The sequence below is a fragment of the Bradyrhizobium sp. SYSU BS000235 genome (assembly GCF_049747295.1).
Classification (GTDB): domain Bacteria; phylum Pseudomonadota; class Alphaproteobacteria; order Rhizobiales; family Xanthobacteraceae; genus Afipia.
Window position 1 is genome coordinate 2,760,201 of record NZ_JBMHJM010000001.1, and the last position, 17,853, is coordinate 2,778,053.

Below are 17,853 nucleotides of genomic sequence, written 5' to 3' on the forward strand. Positions count from 1 at the left end.
CCGGAACAGACGTTATCGGTGTAGGCGTGCGTGAGAGAGCGCCAAAAGCTGTCTTTCAGCAAATCATTGAATTTTCGTAAGAAAAGCTGGTGCTGCCAGACAGGATTGAACTGTCGACCTCTCCATTACCAATGGAGTGCTCTACCACTGAGCTACGGCAGCGAAGCCAGATACGTCACGTGAGACGTGAATCAGCCAAAGGCCTCTAAGGCGGGGCTTCCTTGCCATAAGGCTGGTGGCGGCGCAAGCATGGAACGCCCTTCTTCCGGAAAAGGAATCCTCCGCAAGTGGGGACCCCGAATCCTTGGCGGATTTAGCGCCGGATTCAGGGCTTAGCGGCCCCCATTTTCTTGTATTCTTCCAGCCGGCCGGCGATCCGCTCGTTCATCCGTGCCCCGAGCGCCTGCAGTGCCTTCATCGGCCGAATCATCACCTCGAACTCGACGATCTGGCCGGCAGCATTGAATTTGATCAGGTCGATCCCCTTGAGATCGAATTCGCCGATATTGGCGCTGAACTCCAGCCCGACATCATACGGCCCGGCGACGAGGGTGCGGTGATAGCGGAAGTTCTCGAAAATATGGATCACGTTGGTGAGGATCAGCACGCTCGCATCGCGGCTGGGCAGGGGAATGTGCGCGAACGGCGAGCGGAAGACGGTGTCCTCGGCAAACAGCGGCCGAAGCACATCTTCGCTCTTTGTTTCGACGAAGCGGTGCCAGCCGGCGAGGGTGTCCTGCACGGGAGCGGCCAGCAGCGGCAAAACGTCGGTCATGAAAATCACCATATGGTATAGTTTTGTTCGCTCGATATTAGCGCAATCGTTTCTGGTCCGCGATGCGTACAGAATGGATGATCGATGACGGATGAATTAGACAAAGGTGCGTCGAGCGCCAAGGCCGCCCGAGAGGCGCGCCTGAAGGCGGCGTTGCGCGACAATTTGAAACGGAGAAAATCCCAGGCGCGTGGCCGCACAGGCATGACCGTTGTGACGCCAGAAGACGACGCCCGCGTGCGAGAGAGCGAATCTACAAGTGAAAAGTCCGGCCAATAGGCGCCGTAATGTTTGCGCACCGTTCCTTGAATTCGAAGCAGTTTTATTGAGCGAGTAAAGAACATGAGTGAGATAGTGACAGATCCGGCAGAGACCCTTGGTGCAAACGGGACGGCGCCTTTATCGGTCGCCACGCCGCATGACGAGCAGGCGTTTCCGCGTTACGAACAAACATTCCCGACGCTGACCGATGCCGAAATCGACCGCATGCGCAGCTTCGGCGATGCCCGTCACTACAAGGACGGCGAGCGGCTTTTTGAGACCGGAAAAACCGGTCCGGGCATGTTCGTTGTGCTGTCAGGAACGGTGTCCATCACCCAGCGCGATGGGATGGGACACATCACCCCGGTGATCGATCAGGGACGTGGGCAATTTCTGGCTGAGGTTGGCCAGCTCTCGAACCGCGTGGCGCTGGTCGATGGCACCGCTGAGGGCAATGTCGAGGTCCTGCTGATTCCGTCGGCCAATCTTCGGGCGCTTCTTGTCGCCGAGGCGGATCTCGGCGAGCGCATCATGCGGGCGCTGATCCTGCGCCGCGTCAATCTCATTCAGGGCGGTGTCGGTGGACCGGTTCTGATCGGCTCGCCGCTGCTGGGCGACGTTGTCCGGCTGCAAGGTTTTCTGGCGCGGAACGGCAATCCGTATCACCTGCTCGACCCGGCCACCGACAAGGACGCGGCCGATCTGATCGGTCGGTGCTCGACGTCCCAGAGTGATCTGCCGCTGGTGGTCTGTCCGGATGGCACGGTTCTGCGCAATCCATCCGAGTCCGCCCTTGCGCGCGCCATGGGCATGATCGGCAGCGTGTCGTGCAGGAAGATGTACGACGTGGCCATCGTCGGCAGCGGGCCGGCGGGATTGGCGACAGCGGTGTATGCCGCATCGGAAGGGCTGTCGGTGGCGGTGCTCGATGCACGCTACTTCGGCGGACAGGCCGGCGCGAGTGCGCGCATCGAGAACTATCTCGGCTTTCCGACCGGCATCTCGGGGCAGGCGCTCGCGGGGCGCGCTTTCACCCAGGCCCAGAAGTTCGGCGCCGACATGATGATCCCGGTCTCCGCGATCTCGCTCGATTGCTCGAAGCCGAATGGGGCGTTTGAACTCACCCTCGATTGCGGAGAAAAATTACGGTCCAAATCCGTGGTCGTGGCCAGCGGTGCACGTTATCGCCGGCCCGCGATCGAGAATCTCGATAAGTTCGAGGGACGCGGCGTCTGGTACTGGGCGTCGCCGATCGAAGCGCGGCTCTGTGCGGATCAGGAAATCGTCCTGGTGGGCGGCGGCAATTCCGCCGGGCAGGCAGCGGTCTTTCTCTCGGGCCACGCCAAAAAGGTGCGCGTGATGATTCGCGGCGACGGGCTCGCGGCCAGCATGTCGCGTTACCTGATTGACCGCATCGATGCGACGCCGAACATCGAGGTGATGACGCGGACGGAAATCGTTGCGCTGGAAGGGGCGCCCGACGAAGGCGGGCTCGCCCGCGTGCGTTGGCGCCACCGTGATTCTGGCAACGAGATTGCTGCCGATATTCGCAACGTATTCCTGTTCGTGGGTGCCGATCCCACAACGGCCTGGCTCAGCGGCTGCGGCGTCACCCTCGATCGCGCCGGATTCGTCGTGACAGGTGCCCAGTCCGAGCAGAATCTTGGCCGTCTGGTTGCGCCGCTGGAGACATCGGTGCCGGGTGTGTTCGCGGTCGGCGATGTGCGGTCAGGTTCAGTGAAGCGCGTCGGTGGCGCGATCGGCGAAGGCGCGCAGGTTGTTGCGGCGTTGCATGGTTTTCTCAGCGACACGGCGAGGCCGGGGCTATAGGCTGCCTTGATCGGTCATCAAAAACCTGGCCGATCATAAAAACAGGGAGGACGCCAGTGGCTCAGCTCGTCGTGACGTACAAGACGCCAAAGGATACTGCAGCCTTCGACAAATATTATGCCGAGACCCATATCGGGCTTGCGAAGAAAATTCCGGGCCTCAGAAAATATCAGATCAATCAGGGACCGATCACGGCGCTGGCAGGATCGTCCGATGCTTATCTGATCGCGATCCTGACGTTCGACAGCGCAGCGGCGATTCAGGCGGGGCTCGCCAGTCCCGACGGACAGGCGGCCGCGGCGGATTTGCCGAAGTTCGCGACCGGTGGCGCGGACCTCGTCTTGTTCGACACAAGAGACCTTTAAGTAACTCCACCAGAACAACGGATGCAGCCGAGCATGCCCAAGTGCACACACATCGCTGGAATTCGTGACGTGACGCCAAGCGCGCTCGGCTGCGAGGAATGCCTCAAGACCGGCGATGAGTGGCTGCATCTGCGGATCTGCCGCACCTGCGGCCACGTGGGCTGCTGTGACGATTCGCCCAATAAACACGCCACCAAGCATTTCCACGCGACCCAGCATCCGATCATCGAAGGTTACGATCCGCCGGAAGGCTGGGGCTGGTGCTACGTCGACAAAATTGCCTTCGATCTCTCGGATCGCAAGACGCCGCATAACGGTCGAATCCCGCGCTATTACTGAGCGCGGCCGCCACCTCTGATCAGTCGTTACCTTGTCGTGAACAGCGCAGCGACGGCGGCGCTGCTATTCGAAGTTTTTTTGGGCTAGTGCAACTCGCGTGCGCATGCTGTACCCTTGAATCATTTCAGGGATAGGGGCGCATCATGATTTTAGGTATGAGTCTGCAGTCGTTCACGGTTTTCCATCTCATTCTCAGCATGATCGGCATCGCCTTCGGCTTTATCGTCGCGGGCGGCATTCTGGCCTCCAACAGGCTGCCCGGCTGGACTGCGCTGTTTCTGCTGACGACGATCCTCACCAGCGCGACCGGCTTTCTGTTTCCCTTCACCAAGCTTTTGCCGTCGCATATCGTTGCCATCATCTCGCTCGTGCTGCTCGCAGTGGCGCTCTACGCGTTCTATGCAAAGGACCTGAGCGGCGTTTGGCGGCCGGTCTATATCGTGACCGCAATGCGGGCATTGTGGTTCAACGTGTTCGTGCTGATTGCGCAGTCATTTCTGAAAGTGGGATTGCTGAACGTCTATGCACCGACGGGCGCCGAGCCGCCTTTCGCGATCACGCAGGGCGTGGTGCTGGTGTTCTTTATCTTGGCAATCATCGCCGGAATCCGCAGATTCCGACCGGCATAGTCTTGGCCGAACGGGTAGCACGCCGATGAAAGTCATTCTGTTCGGCGCGACCGGCATGGTCGGGCAAGGCGTTCTGCGCGAATGCCTGCTCGATCAAGATGTGACGAATGTTCTCGTCGTCGGAAGAAGCGTCACCGGCCGGCAGCATCTGAAGCTGCGCGAAATCGTTCACACGGATTTCCTGGATTACGCGACGATCGAACATGATCTGTTGGGCTACGATGCCTGTTTCTTCTGCCTTGGCATCACATCGTTGGGCATGAATGAAGAGAACTATCGCCGCATCACCTATGACATCACTTTGGCCGCGGCGCGAACACTCGTGCGGCTCAACCCGGATATGACTTTTGTCTATGTGACGGGCGCCAGCACCGACAGCACCGAGCAGGGGCGCGTCATGTGGGCGCGGGTCAAGGGCAAGACGGAGAACGATCTGCTGAAGCTGCCGTTCAAGGCGGCTTATATGTTTCGCCCCGGCGCCATTCAGCCCTTGCACGGCATTAAATCCAAGACCGCCTGGGTTCAGGCGACATATGTGATCCTGGCGCCGCTGCTGGCGTTTCTGCGCAGGGCCGCTCCGAAATATGTCACGTCGACTGAGCAGATCGGCCGCGCCATGCTGAGCGTCGCCAAGCGAGGTTATCCATCGCGGATTCTGGAAAGCGAGGACATCAACCGGGCGGTGGTGTGATTCGGCAACGGTCTGCGGGATTATTCCGGCCCCGGACCAGCCGACACAATTCCAGCGAAATTGATTGCATTAGACTGAAAAGCTGAAGTTTTTGGGCGCCCATTGGGGTTTTGGGCGGCGATCCGTCCGACGGTTTTCACGACGCCTGAAACACGCTAAGACAATTTATCCGGAAAAGGCAGGTTTGGTATGGATCGCATTCGCATCGTCGGCGGCAATAAGCTCAATGGCACGATTCAAATCTCCGGTGCGAAGAATGCGGCCCTTCCGTTGATGATCGCGAGCCTGCTCACGGACGAGACGCTGATCCTCGACAACGTGCCACGCCTCGCGGATGTGGTGCAGCTTCAGCGCATTCTCGGCAATCATGGCGTGGACATCATGGCGGCAGGCAAGCGCCCCGGCGACCATGAGTATCAGGGCCAGACCCTGCACATTTCGGCAGCGAATATTATCGACACTACGGCCCCTTACGAGTTGGTGTCGAAGATGCGCGCGAGCTTCTGGGTGATCGCGCCGCTGCTGGCGCGCAAGCACGAGGCGAAGGTATCGCTGCCCGGCGGCTGTGCCATCGGCACACGCCCGGTGGACCTGCTGATCATGGCGCTGGAGAAGCTCGGCGCGTCGATCCAGATCGATGGTGGTTATGTTGTCGCGACTGCGCCCAACGGCCTGGTCGGCGGCGAAATCGATTTCCCGAAAGTGACGGTCAGCGGCACCCACGTCGCACTGATGGCGGCGACGCTGGCAAAGGGCACCACCGTGATCACCAACGCGGCTTGCGAGCCCGAGATTGTCGATGTCGCCGACTGCCTCAACAAGATGGGCGCGAAGATTGTCGGCGCAGGCACGACGCGCATTGTGGTTGAAGGCGTCAGCAAGCTTCACGGGGCTCGGCATACAGTGCTGCCGGATCGCATCGAGACCGGAACTTATGCCATGGCGGTGGCGATGACCGGCGGCGACGTGCAGCTCGCGGGCGCCCGGCCGGAACTGTTGCAGTCGGCCCTCGATGTGCTGACGGAAGCCGGCGCGACCGTGACACCGAATAACGAAGGCATTCGCGTCGCGCGCAATGGCGCCGGCATCAATCCGGTGGTCGTCTCGACGGCACCGTTCCCCGGTTTCCCGACGGATCTGCAGGCGCAACTCATGGCGTTGATGGCTTGTGCGAAAGGATCGTCGCATATCACTGAAACGATTTTCGAGAACCGGTTCATGCATGTCCAGGAACTGGCGCGGTTCGGCGCGCGTATTTCACTGGACGGCGAAACTGCTATTGTTGAGGGCACGTCGAAACTGCGCGGTGCGCCGGTGATGGCGACCGACCTTCGTGCGTCCGTGTCGCTGGTCATTGCGGCATTGGCCGCCGAAGGCGAAACGGTGGTCAACCGCGTCTATCACCTCGATCGCGGTTTCGAGCGGCTCGAGGAAAAATTGTCAGCCTGCGGCGCCACCATCGAGCGTATCAGCGGGTAGGAACTTTTAAAAAAGAGGGTCGATGTCGCCACACAAGCTGATCGCTCTCGATGAAGACGACCTCGCGGTGATCTCCGCACATATCCAGGACGCCTGCGTTGTCGCCAGCGACATCATCTGGCGGCAAGGCGAAAAGCGGCTGGTCGTGGGCATGCGGCGTCCGGATTGCGAGGAAATCCTCGCCGGACAGGATGTCCCGCATCAGGTCATTTCCGCTCTGCGGTTTGACCGGGTCCTGGCCTGCAAGGCGCGGAACATCGACATGGCCGCTCCGGGGCCCCTGACGCTGCTGGGCCTGGAATTCCACCCCACCGATGCCCCTGGCGGCAATGTGCTGCTGCTGTTCGCGAGCGGTGGCGTGCTTCGGCTCGACGTTGAATGCCTTGAGTGCGAATTGGCCGATCTCGCCTGCGACGTTTTCGGCGGCGAGGGTGACGTCTCCGGCGAGGACCGTTCCGCCGAGAGCGATTTTTCTGACAGGACAGGGCTTTAGATCGCCTGACGCTGATTCCACGGCTCGCGGTCTGGCGTCAGGGATGCTAAGGGTGAGGACGATTTGTCCTTACTCCGGCCAGAGAATTCTTCACGACAATGCCCCTTCGTCTCGACAGCAGCGCCGCCGACTTTGCCACGCGTTTCAATGCCTTCCTCGCCATGAAGCGCGAGGTCTCGGCCGACATCGACGCGGCTGCGCGTGCCATCGTGGACGATGTCGCCAAGCGCGGCGATGCGGCGCTGGTCGAGGCGACGCGAAAATTCGATCGGCTGGATGTTGCGGCGGACGGACTGCGGATCACCGCAGACGAAATCGAGGCGGCAGTCAAAGCCTGTGACGATACCACCATTGATGCGCTGAAACTTGCGCGTGATCGCATCGAGCTCTTCCATAAGCGCCAGTTGCCGAAGGACGAGCGTTTCACCGATGCCCAAGGCGTCGAGCTCGGTTGGCGCTGGAGTGCGATTGAAGCGGTGGGTCTCTACGTGCCGGGCGGAACGGCGGCGTATCCGTCATCGGTCCTGATGAATGCGGTGCCGGCGAAGGTCGCGGGCGTCGCGCGGGTGGTGATGGTGGTGCCCTCGCCGGACAACAAGCTCAATCCACTGGTGCTGGCAGCGGCCAAGCTTGGCGGCGTGTCGGAGATCTATCGCGTCGGCGGTGCGCAGGCTGTTGCTGCACTGGCGTATGGCACGGCGACTATCAAGCCGGTGGCGAAGATTGTCGGTCCCGGCAATGCCTATGTCGCCGCCGCCAAACGCCTCGTGTTCGGCAAGGTCGGCATCGACATGATCGCAGGTCCTTCCGAAGTGCTGGTGATCGCCGACCGCAGCGCCAACCCCGACTGGATCGCGGCAGACCTGCTGGCGCAGGCCGAACACGACGTCAACGCCCAGTCGATCCTCATCACCGATGATGCGTCGCTCGCCGCCGATGTCGAACGTGCGGTCGAGGCGCAACTGACGACATTGCCGCGCGCCGATATCGCGCGTGCCTCATGGAATGATTTCGGTGCGGTGATCCTGGTCAAAACGCTGGATCAATCCGTGGCGCTCGCCGATGCCATTGCTGCCGAGCATCTTGAAATCATCACAGCCGATCCGGAGAGCCTGAGCGCGCGTATCAGAAACGCCGGTGCGATCTTCCTCGGCGGCCATACGCCGGAAGCGATCGGAGACTACGTCGGCGGCTCGAACCATGTGTTGCCCACCGCGCGGTCGGCGCGCTTCTCGTCGGGGCTGGGCGTGCTTGATTTCATGAAGCGGACGTCGATCCTGAAGTGCGGGCCGGAGCAGCTACGCACCTTGGGCCCGGCTGCAATGACGCTGGGCAAGGCCGAAGGTCTCGATGCCCACGCGCGGTCCGTCGGAATACGTCTCAATCTGCCATGAGTACACCTCCGCCAGATGATGATGCCGGCTACCGCATCGTCGCGGTGACGCTTGATGAGGAGTCCATCGGGCGTTCAGGGCCCGATATCGAGCACGAGCGGGCGATTGCGATCTACGATCTGATCGAACAGAATCTGTTCGTGCCGGAAGGCGCCGCGCCGGGCCCCTTCACATTGCACATCGGCATTACCGGCAACCGTCTGATGTTCGAGATCAAGCGTGAGGACGGCGCGCCCGTGGTCGTGCATTTGTTGTCGCTGACGCCGTTTCGCCGGATCGTGAAGGACTACTTCATGATCTGCGACAGTTACTATCAGGCGATCCGCACCGCGACCCCCGACAAGATCGAAGCCATCGATATGGGGCGTCGTGGCATTCACGACGAGGGCTCGCGGACGTTGATGGAGCGTCTAGAAGGCAAGGTGCGCGTGGACTTCGAGACCTCGCGCCGGTTGTTTACACTGATCTCCGTTCTGCATTGGAAAGGGTGAGCGCGTATGATGGCGCGTTCCCCGCAGGCCGTCCTGTTCATGTGTGGACAGAACAGCGTCCGGTCGCCGACGGCTGCGTGTCTGTTGCGCCATCTCGTCCCACGCGGGCTTTATGTGCAGTCGGCGGGTGTCAGCAAAGCCGAGCTTGATCCATTTGCGGTCGCGGTGATGAAGGAAATCGGCCTCGATATCTCCAATCACAAACCCTGGACGGTTGAGGATCTGGAGGATTGGGAAGGGTTCAACTTCGATCTGATCGTGACGTTGTCACCCGAGGCCCATCACAAGGCCATGCAACTGACTGCGACGCTGGCCACGGAGGTGGAATACTGGCCGACGCCTGATCCGGTGGGCGTTGAGGGCCGCCGCGAATTGCAGCTCGATGCCTATCGCGCCGTGCGCGATGGTCTGATGCAGAAAATCCGCAAGCGGTTCGGACCGCCCGGCATGGCAAACGAGTAAGCCCGATGATCACGCGCCTCGCGGTCTCCGGCTATCGATCATTGCGTGACATTCGGCTTGTGCTCGGGTCGCTCAATGTCGTGACCGGCGCCAATGGCAGTGGCAAATCCAGTCTCTATCGTTCGCTCCGGCTGCTCGCCGATGTGGCGCAGGGCCGGGTGATTCAATCCCTCGCCGCTGAAGGCGGACTCCAATCGACGTTGTGGGCCGGGCCGGAGAACTTCTCGCGCAAGATGAAGGCCGGCACAGAAACGGTTCAAGGCACTGTGCGCAGCAAGCCGACCGGTTTGAAGCTGGGCTTCGCCGGTGATGACTACGGCTACGCGATTGATCTCGGCTTGCCGCAGCCGTCGTCGTCACTTTTCTCGCTCGACCCTCAGATCAAAGCCGAAAGCGTGTGGACCGGTGAATTGCTCGGCCGCGCCAATGCGTTTGCCGAACGTCGTGGCCCGCATGTGCGGGTGCGCGCCGAGACCGGTGCCTGGCGCGAGACATTGCAAAACCTGGCGTCATTCGACAGCATGATGACGCATTGTGCCGATCCGCGCGATGCGTTGGAGCTGTTGCTGCTGCGCGAGCGGATGAAGGAGTGGCGGTTCTACGATCATCTCCGGACCGATCGCGACGCACCGGCGCGCCGGCCGCAGATCGGCACCTACACTCCGGTGCTTGCGAGCGATGGCGCGGACCTCGCGGCGGCGGTCCGGACCATTATGGAAATCGGTGACGCGGCCGGGCTCGCCGAGACCATCGACGATGCCTTCCCCGGTGCTCATGTCGAGGTAACTGCGACTGACGGATATTTCGACATGGCCATGTATCAGCACGGCTTGCTGCGTCCGCTGAAGATGTCCGAAGTGTCCGATGGGACGCTGCGCTACTTGTTGCTGGTTGCGGCGCTGCTATCACCGCGCCCGCCGGCGCTGATGATCCTGAACGAGCCCGAGACCAGTCTTCACCCGGACCTTCTGGTTCCGCTGGCGCGCCTGATCGCACGGGCCGCCAAGGACTCCCAGATGATCGTGGTCTCCCATGCACCCAAGCTGGTATCGGCCCTTGCAGAGGAGGAGGGGAGCATGTCGGTGCTGCTGGAAAAGCATTTGAGCGAAACCATCGTCAGCGATGGGGAGACCCCGTCCTGGAATTGGCCGTCGCGATAAGATTATTCGTCCCAAATGGCTGCCGAATATGCCAATCCTGTGCTGTTGTCGTTCCGACAGCCTTCGGATAGTTTCCGCGCCCACTGACCTCAGACCGAATTGACCCATCCCGCATGTTAGGCCGTTCCAAATTCGTTCTCGCGTCCGGCTCGCCGCGGCGCCTCAGCCTGCTCAATCAGGTCGGCATCGAGCCCGATGCCCTGCGCCCTGCCGATGTGGACGAGACACCGAAACGCGGCGAGCTGCCGCGGGCCTGCGCCAACCGGCTGGCCCGTGCCAAGGCGGATGCCGCGCTGAAATCGGTCCAGCTCGACGACGAACTGCGCGGCGCCTACATCCTGGCTGCCGACACCGTGGTCGCGGTCGGGCGGCGGATCCTGCCGAAGGCGGAACTGGTGGACGAAGCCTCGCAATGTCTGCGGCTGCTGTCGGGCCGCAATCACCGGGTCTACACCGCGATCTGCCTGGTGACCCCGAAGGAAACATTCCGGCAGCGGCTGGTGGAAACGCGGGTGCGTTTCAAGCGGCTGAACGAGGACGACATTGAATCCTATATTGGCTCCGGCGAATGGCGCAGCAAAGCCGGCGGCTACGCGGTGCAGGGCATCGCGGGATCGTTCGTGGTGAAGCTGGTCGGCTCCTACAGCAATGTTGTCGGCCTGCCCTTGTATGAAACCACCGCCTTGCTGGGCGGCGAAGGTTTCCCGATCCGTTTCGGCTGGTTGAATGCCACCTGACGACACAGCAAAGGCGCGTCCCGCCAAACCTTGCCCGATCTGCGGAAAGCCCGCGACCGAGGCGTCAAAACCGTTCTGTTCGGAGCGCTGCCGCGACGTCGACCTGAACCGCTGGCTGTCCGGCTCCTATGCCATTCCGGCCCGCGAGGGCGATGACGAGGACGACGAAGGCTAGCCGAAATAGTCTCGTCATTGGCGAGTGATGCGCCTGTCACGTGGATAAACCGCACAATGTTGGCGCTGCAATCTCCGCGGCGTCCGCTGCTGGCATCTAATTTCCGGTAATCATTGGGAAATTTTCACCGCCTTTAAGACAAGAATGCGCCGCGGGTGGCTGGACAGGACCCTTTGGTCTCACTATAAACCGGCGCTCTCCCTGAACTTGCTTCGGGGCGGCGCCCAGGTAGCTCAGTTGGTAGAGCATGCGACTGAAAATCGCAGTGTCGGTGGTTCGATCCCGCCCCTGGGCACCATTCGATTTCAATCCTCAAAAATTTCGATCTGGTCTGTGGACCATTTGTCTGCACGTCGCGGAATGCTGCGACGCGATGTCTGGTCCGCATTTGAATGATTGCCCATCTCATGCGGGCACCGCGTCAGGGTAGAAAATTTTTCAGACTACAACCGATTTTAGTTGCTGCGGTTTCTATATGGTCGCAAAGTTCTGCACCGATTGTGGGGGCAGGAAATGGCAGTTTCGAACAAAGTGTCGACGCGCATCTCGCACAAATCAAAAAGTACCAAGGAATTCTGAATCAGGCGAAGAAGCGGGATGTCAGCGAGGCTGACACCGTTGTCATCGTCAATGACATTCTCTCGGACGCACTCGGCTATGACAAATACGAACACGTCACGAGCGAGACTGCCGTGCGTGGCACCTTTGTCGACCTGGCGGTTGTCGTCGACAACAGAACGCGCTTCTTCGTCGAGGTCAAAGCAATCAACATCGAACTGAAAGACAATCACGTAAAGCAGGCGATTGATTACGCTGCCAACGCCGGTGTTGATTGGGTGGTCCTTACAAACGGACTGTCTTGGAGGGTCTACAAAGTTCAGTTCGGAAAACCCATCGATAAGTTTCTTGCGTGTGAGATCGACTTGCTTAACTCGAGTTACAAAGACGATGGCATGATTGCCTGCTTTGCCAACCTGAGCCGTGAGGGTTTCTCAAAAGACACGATGAGTGATTTCCTGCTCGAGAAGCAGATCACAAACAAGTTCTCGGTTGCAGCAGTGCTCACAAGCCCAACGATCGTTGAGCATATTAGACGCGAGATTCGGCGGCTATCTGGCATCCGTGTCGATGAGGACTATTTGAACTCGTTGCTTTCCGACGAGATCGTCAAACGAGAGCTCGTAGAAGGCGAAGAGGCAAGAGCTGCGCAAAAGTCGGTTCAGCGAATGCAGAGGGCGCTGGATAAGGAACGAAAGAAGGCTGCAGAAGCAAACTTGGTGCTTCCAAGCCAAAGCAACGGCTCAGCCTTGAGTGCGCCTAGCCGAACCGAGGCAACGTGACCGAAGACCAAAAATGATGAGCGCGACGCCGGTATTTCAGGATCATCTGCCGGGCGAAATACCGTCTCAATAACTCACAGATCTTAGCACGCGGTCTGCGATATCGCGGAGTATCTGACCGTCGACTAGATGCATCTTGCGGCGATCACGATCGAGATGGACAGAAGCACAAAGATGACGACCCCAATGAAGGGGAGCATCTCCCGATAGGCGTGCCGCTCGTGCCCAGGCGTGCCGGCGAGATTGCAGACGATCGACATGCGGACCGGCGAGACCATGTTCAATGAAAGAGCTGCGGCGTGTTGAAGTGCGACGACCGCCGTGACGTTGAGACCGGCCTCGATCGCCAGGCTCTTTTCGGATGCCATGAACAGTCCATTCGATGCATTTCCACTGTTCGCCAATGCACCGAACACGGCCGAAATCATCGGCGTCACCGTCACAGACCAGCCCCCAAAAGCCTGGAACATGCCGCGCGCAAGTCCGTCGGCGATACCCGATCGTGACAGCACTTCGGCCATCATCGAAAAAAGGATAATCGCCAGCACCGCCAAGCGCCCGGTTTTCCAGGCCGCTTTGATCTCCGCGGCGAACGCATCTCGGTGTCCGCGCAACAAGCCGGTGAGCAGGGCCGCGACCAGAAGCCACGTACCGGCGTGGAAGAGTAACGACCAGGCGGGAGCGCCGGCGAATGGTTCGACCCTCCACGTTGCCTGGAGTACTTGGGCGAGCGGTCCCACCAGACGCGTCAAGACGAGCCAGCCGATCAGGAGCACGAAGGGAAGCATCCGCCCGGCAACTGCAATAAGCTGTGCGCGGTCTGGTCGCTCGTCCACGACATAGCGCAGAACGATCGCTGGCCCGAATGCGGCCAGCATCGCAATCTCAGGACCGAGCACGGTTGTTGCAAGAATGGTCGATCCGAGGCTGACGACGAGCCATACGAACTCTCCAGCACGCTCGCGCCAATCACCCACAGGGCCCACGCGTTCCGCCATGTGCCAATAGATCGGTATCCAAAGGATATTGAATCCCAGATAGATCCAGCCGGCGTGGACAGCGAGGCTGCTGGGATCCGTTTGTGCGAATGCGGCACCCACGATCGCGCCGCTTCCCATGCCTCCCCATACGATCATTGTCTGGCTGAGAAGAGAGAATGCCAGCAACTGGATCGGCTTCAGATCGAGCCGGCGCAGCAATGTCATTGTCCCGATAATGCCGACACCGAAGCCGGTCGCGGATTCCGCGAACGGACCGATGAGATAGCAGGCGGTGAAAAGAAGCCGGCGTCTGGCTCTCACATCGGTAAGAGAGGTCTCGACAGGCATGGCTGCGTTCCCCGGGCGGATCGCCATCTGCCAAAACAACAGGCCGCCCAGAATGTAGGGAACGACGATCCAGCCGATCCAGGCGCCGCGGAGCAGCGCCGTCGCTGCGTCGATCGCCGAAAAAGCGTGAGGAGCGGTGGTCAGCGCGACCACGAGTGCGATAACCGTGCCGACGAGCGCGGCAGGCAGCGTGCCGGCCAGGCCGCTGGCGATCACCCCGATGACCGCCAACGCGGGCAGCGTCCATACCAGATATGTCAATCTCTGCCCCGAGCGCGAGCTGTTCTCACGGCTGAATGCACAGGAAGCGGCGGCCGCGTCAACCGATCCCGCGGCATGGCCGATAACGCGCGCGAACTCCGCGCGACTGGGGCCCTGATCAGCCGACCCGGCGGCGCGGAGTAACCCGAGGTTAACCAAGACCAAAGATACTCCGAAAGCGGGATTTTGCCGGCCTCTCCGGAAGCGATCGGTTGAATTTCGAAGGGTCTACAGACAGTGTGAGTGTGTCCTGCGTCATGTCGACAAAGCAGCTTCCAACTGAGCAATCCAGCGAACGCGCGCCGGATGGGGTCGACTTCAAAGACGTCCTCACAATCCTCTCTCGACAGAAGCTCTGGGTTCTCTGTGTCCCTGCGCTGCTCTGCGGTCTGGTGCTCGCTTACGTGCTGATCACCCCGCCTGCATACACAGCCACCGCGCAAGTTTATGTTGATCCTCGCGATCAGAGTACGCCGAAGGATGACACCCAGCAAAATTCCGTGCCTGGCGATGGCCTGCTCCTGGTCGAAAGCCAGTTGAAGATCATTACGTCGGACGAGGTCCTCAAGCGGGTCATCGAACAAGCGAACCTGCAGAACGATCCGGAATTCAACGGTCAGCGCAATCCGCTTATTTCTCTCGTCAAAGCCGTGCTGGGTTTAGGATCAAGTGACGACCGCGAGCTCACCGCGCTGCGCAACCTGCGCCGAAAGACCTCGACCAAGCGGATTGATCGTTCCTTTGTCATCGACATCATGGCTTCCGCCACGACGCGCGACCGCGCGGCGGTACTCGCCAATGCCGTGGCGAATGCCTATCTCGAGGTTCAGGCCAGAGCGAACGCAAATTTCAACCGGCGGCTTTCGGAATCGATCAATTCGCAACTCGAAAAACTGCGCCTCGAGGTGAAGCGCGGCGAAGAGGCCGTTGCCGCTTATAAAGCAGCAAACGGCCTCGTGGGTTCGCGCAACAAGCTCGTGACCGAACAAGAGCTTGATGAAGCCAACACCCAACTCACCATCGCCAAGACCAGACTGGCTGACGCCCAGGCCAAGGTGAAGTTGGTCGAGACGGTCGAGAGTGGGGGGGCTGGTCTCGATTCATTACCAGAAGCGATCCAGTCAGGAGCGATTGTCCAGTTACGGGCGAAGGCTGCGGACGCGTCTCGCGAGGTTGCGCAGTTGGAACGGATCGCTGGCCCTGCCTTTCCGGGGCTGCAGGTGGCACGGGCACAATTGCGAGACACCGACATTGCCATCAAGAGCGAGCTCAAACGTGTCGCCCAGGCAGTTCGCAACTTGGCGACGAGCGAGCGGACCAACGTCCAGAATCTGCAGGCCAAGTTTGACGCGCTGAAGGCTCGTTCGGAAGCCAATGACAAAGCGATCGTGCCGTTGCGCGAGCTGGAGCGGAAGGCAGATTCGAGCCGGACGATCTATGAAACATTTCTCGCCAAGGCGAAGACCGCCGAAGAGCGGCAGGGAATCGACACGACCAACATCCGATTGATTTCTCCCGCGACTCCTCCCGAAGGCAAGAGCTGGCCTCCAACGCTCCTCATGCTGGCGGCGGCGCTGTTGGTTGGTTCAACGCTCGGAGTAGCCTTGGCGTTGGCGGTTGACTATTTCGTCGCAGGCGCCGGCAATGACCCGGGCACCGACACCTCCGGGGCACGGCGGAAGCGCCCGATCCCACCGCCGATCAATCCCTCGATGGTTCCCGAAGCAGAACCTCAATTTTCTCGACTTCGTGCCGAATTGCCAGGGGCCCCCGCCGGCTACACCATCATGCTCGTTCGAGCCCAAGCGGACGCGGCGCTTGATCTCGCTGCGCTCGAACTGGCGCGAGCGGTCATCGCAGACCGAAAGACAGTGGTCGTGATTGATGCGGATTTGGCTCGCCACAGGGTCAGCTCCGTCCTGGGCTTTGATGGATGTGGCGGGGTCCGCGAAATCCTGGCTTCGAAAGCTGCCATTCGCGACGTCCTCCGCCTGCATAAACAAACCACGATGCGTATCGTGCCCGCTGGCATAGAAGCATTCCCGCCGCCCGCCGCTGCCGGGCGAGAGGCCATTGCAACCGCTATCAGTCAGGCGCGCGATTTCGACCGGGTTATCATCGACGGCGGCGAATTGGGGGGCGCATCGTCCAACTACGGACTTTACGCCATGGTCGACGAGGTCGTTTTTATCGCGTCATCCCAGAATGCTCCGACGGACGAGGCCTCCGTGCTCGCAGACATCCTCCGCCACAATCAGGTCAAGGCCCGATTACTCTTCGTTGAGCCGAACATGTCGTTGGCCGCCTGATCGAACATGGTCACTCGATGACCGATGCTACTCACTCCTCGCAAGTCATACCGCGCAATGGCGTGGTCCGATTGCGCTTGCCGTTTGCCGGTCCCATCATCCAACGAATGATGGCGATCTACGTTGTTCTGATGTTCTTCGTGTCCGCGAATGTTCTCGACACGATCGGATATGACTATAGTTCGATCGATGGATCTCCGATCATGAAGATCCACGTCGCGACTTACTTCCTTGTCGCGTTGTTCGGCCTGTTCATCGTTTCATATCCGCAAAAGTCGGACCTGTTCCGCTATTACCTCGCGACCAAACTCGGTACGATCTATTTTTTCCTCGCCTGCACGTTTGCTCTGATCAATATCGTGCTGGAAGGCCGCAACGGGTTCGGTATGTATTTCGATACAGACTTGAATCTGTTTCTGTGCTGCATGTTGCTGCCGTTTGTGTCGCCCGCCAACATGACCAGGCTTGAGCGGTTCGTGCACTGGTTCTTCGCACTCAACGCGGTCTATGCAATTTTCGACCTTGCGACCGGAATCAAGTTTTTCCCTCTCATCGCCTATTCGCCCGATGGGATAACGACCATCGAAAGCCGTGCGGCGGGCTTTCTCAGTCACCCGCTTCACGCAGCGACAATTACGTCGGTCTATGTCGTCAGTCTGCTGACAGGAGCGGGTCGAGAACTTCGACCAAATTTACGAAACCCGATGATTGTGCTGCAGATGGGCGCCTTACTGGCCTTTGGCGGCAGAACAGCATTTATATTGATGTTGCTGATCCTGTCGCTGACTGTGTTGTGGCGGTCGTTCCGGTTTCTGGCGGGCGTGCGAATTGCCCACAGAGACATCGTGGTGGCCGTCGCAAGTCTACCAATCGGGATAGCGGCTCTCTCATTGATGGCAGCGATGGGAGCCTTTGACCAACTGCTTGAACGCTTCGTCGAGGATGGAGGCAGCGCCCGCAGCCGCGTGCTTATGGTGCCCCTCATCAGGTCCTTCAACTGGGGCGACCTCTTATGGGGAGCCAGCACCGACTATGTCAGGTCGCAAATTTATTCCTTCGGATTGGAATGGGGCGTGGAGAATCCCTTTCTCCAGATCGGAGTTTTCCAGGGTGTGGTGATCGCGTTGCTCATCATGGTGGGATTTCTGTTGCTGCTTTACGACGTTTACAATCGCCTCTCGCCGCGCGTCATTTTCCCGATGATGATTTTTGTCGCGCTTTGCAGCACATTCGGATCATTCAGCCAGCGGTTCACCGCGTTCGCGATTTTTATCGTGGTCATTTCCGCGCTGTTCCGGCGAGACGACGCGCCGACGGAGCACGTTTACTAGGAT

19 protein-coding genes and 2 tRNA genes are annotated in these 17,853 nt (G+C 60.0%); 18 read left to right on the forward strand and 3 right to left on the reverse strand.

The annotated features are described in order from the left end of the window. Nucleotides 1-87: 87 nt before the first annotated feature. Nucleotides 88-162 (reverse strand) — tRNA-Thr (locus ACP0KA_RS12835). 163 nt (nt 163-325) lie between these two features. Continuing rightward, entirely contained in the window at nt 326-775 is a 450-nt protein-coding gene (locus ACP0KA_RS12840; protein ID WP_424629156.1) for a nuclear transport factor 2 family protein, read from the reverse strand. 84 nt (nt 776-859) lie between these two features. Here ACP0KA_RS12840 and ACP0KA_RS12845 point away from each other — a divergent pair, with 84 nt between their 5' ends. From ACP0KA_RS12845 to ACP0KA_RS12920, 16 genes are all read left to right on the forward strand, one after another. Next, a complete protein-coding gene (locus tag ACP0KA_RS12845; protein ID WP_424629157.1) occupies nt 860-1,054 on the forward strand; it encodes a hypothetical protein in 195 nt (64 codons plus the stop codon). Between the two features lie 63 nt (nt 1,055-1,117). Continuing rightward, nucleotides 1,118-2,866, forward strand: coding sequence for an FAD-dependent oxidoreductase (locus ACP0KA_RS12850; RefSeq protein ID WP_424629158.1), 1,749 nt, complete (start codon nt 1,118-1,120; stop codon nt 2,864-2,866). A gap of 56 nt (nt 2,867-2,922) precedes the next feature. Then, nucleotides 2,923-3,231, forward strand: coding sequence for an EthD family reductase (locus tag ACP0KA_RS12855; protein WP_424629159.1), 309 nt, complete (start codon nt 2,923-2,925; stop codon nt 3,229-3,231). A 33-nt stretch (nt 3,232-3,264) separates the two neighbouring features. Continuing rightward, complete coding sequence (locus ACP0KA_RS12860; protein WP_424629160.1) at nt 3,265-3,570, forward strand: UBP-type zinc finger domain-containing protein; 306 nt, start codon at nt 3,265-3,267, stop codon at nt 3,568-3,570. 143 nt (nt 3,571-3,713) lie between these two features. After that, on the forward strand, nt 3,714-4,199 hold the full coding sequence (locus tag ACP0KA_RS12865) for a hypothetical protein (protein ID WP_424629161.1): 486 nt from the start codon (nt 3,714-3,716) through the stop codon (nt 4,197-4,199). A 25-nt stretch (nt 4,200-4,224) separates the two neighbouring features. Further along, the gene (locus tag ACP0KA_RS12870) at nt 4,225-4,890 is read left to right on the forward strand and encodes an epimerase (protein ID WP_424629162.1); all 666 of its coding nucleotides are present in this window, start codon (nt 4,225-4,227) and stop codon (nt 4,888-4,890) included. A 189-nt stretch (nt 4,891-5,079) separates the two neighbouring features. After that, nucleotides 5,080-6,369, forward strand: a complete 1,290-nt coding sequence (gene murA / locus ACP0KA_RS12875) for a UDP-N-acetylglucosamine 1-carboxyvinyltransferase (RefSeq protein WP_424629163.1) — start codon at nt 5,080-5,082, stop codon at nt 6,367-6,369. A 22-nt stretch (nt 6,370-6,391) separates the two neighbouring features. Then, complete coding sequence (locus tag ACP0KA_RS12880) at nt 6,392-6,862, forward strand: DUF2948 family protein (RefSeq protein WP_424629164.1); 471 nt, start codon at nt 6,392-6,394, stop codon at nt 6,860-6,862. Nucleotides 6,863-6,960: 98 nt separating this feature from the next. Beyond that, nucleotides 6,961-8,256: a histidinol dehydrogenase gene (hisD, locus tag ACP0KA_RS12885; RefSeq protein ID WP_424629165.1), complete on the forward strand. Its 1,296-nt coding sequence runs from the start codon at nt 6,961-6,963 to the stop codon at nt 8,254-8,256. Next, nucleotides 8,253-8,747, forward strand: a complete 495-nt coding sequence (locus tag ACP0KA_RS12890) for a UPF0262 family protein (protein ID WP_424629166.1) — start codon at nt 8,253-8,255, stop codon at nt 8,745-8,747. Before hisD ends, ACP0KA_RS12890 begins: the two co-directional genes overlap by 4 nt. A gap of 9 nt (nt 8,748-8,756) precedes the next feature. Next, the gene (locus tag ACP0KA_RS12895; RefSeq protein ID WP_424631584.1) at nt 8,757-9,209 is read left to right on the forward strand and encodes an arsenate reductase ArsC; all 453 of its coding nucleotides are present in this window, start codon (nt 8,757-8,759) and stop codon (nt 9,207-9,209) included. A gap of 5 nt (nt 9,210-9,214) precedes the next feature. Further along, nucleotides 9,215-10,369, forward strand: coding sequence for an AAA family ATPase (locus tag ACP0KA_RS12900; RefSeq protein WP_424629167.1), 1,155 nt, complete (start codon nt 9,215-9,217; stop codon nt 10,367-10,369). A gap of 113 nt (nt 10,370-10,482) precedes the next feature. After that, a complete protein-coding gene (locus ACP0KA_RS12905) occupies nt 10,483-11,106 on the forward strand; it encodes a Maf-like protein (RefSeq protein WP_424629168.1) in 624 nt (207 codons plus the stop codon). Beyond that, nucleotides 11,096-11,281: a DNA gyrase inhibitor YacG gene (yacG, locus tag ACP0KA_RS12910; protein ID WP_424629169.1), complete on the forward strand. Its 186-nt coding sequence runs from the start codon at nt 11,096-11,098 to the stop codon at nt 11,279-11,281. Before ACP0KA_RS12905 ends, yacG begins: the two co-directional genes overlap by 11 nt. A 222-nt stretch (nt 11,282-11,503) precedes the next feature. After that, a tRNA-Phe gene (locus ACP0KA_RS12915) sits at nt 11,504-11,579 on the forward strand. Between the two features lie 94 nt (nt 11,580-11,673). Further along, nucleotides 11,674-12,621: a type I restriction enzyme HsdR N-terminal domain-containing protein gene (locus ACP0KA_RS12920; protein WP_424629170.1), complete on the forward strand. Its 948-nt coding sequence runs from the start codon at nt 11,674-11,676 to the stop codon at nt 12,619-12,621. A gap of 125 nt (nt 12,622-12,746) precedes the next feature. Here ACP0KA_RS12920 and ACP0KA_RS12925 read toward each other — a convergent pair whose 3' ends face one another. After that, the gene (locus ACP0KA_RS12925) at nt 12,747-14,210 is read right to left on the reverse strand and encodes an L-lactate permease (protein ID WP_424629171.1); all 1,464 of its coding nucleotides are present in this window, start codon (nt 14,208-14,210) and stop codon (nt 12,747-12,749) included. Nucleotides 14,211-14,467: 257 nt separating this feature from the next. Between ACP0KA_RS12925 and ACP0KA_RS12930 the strand changes: the two genes are divergently transcribed. Then, nucleotides 14,468-16,519 carry a GumC family protein gene (locus tag ACP0KA_RS12930; protein ID WP_424629172.1) on the forward strand — a complete coding sequence of 684 codons (2,052 nt, stop codon included), beginning with the start codon at nt 14,468-14,470 and terminating at the stop codon, nt 16,517-16,519. 17 nt (nt 16,520-16,536) lie between these two features. Then, nucleotides 16,537-17,850 (forward strand): VpsF family polysaccharide biosynthesis protein, encoded by a 1,314-nt coding sequence (locus tag ACP0KA_RS12935; protein ID WP_424629173.1) that lies wholly within the window; start codon nt 16,537-16,539, stop codon nt 17,848-17,850. Nucleotides 17,851-17,853: the final 3 nt, after the last annotated feature.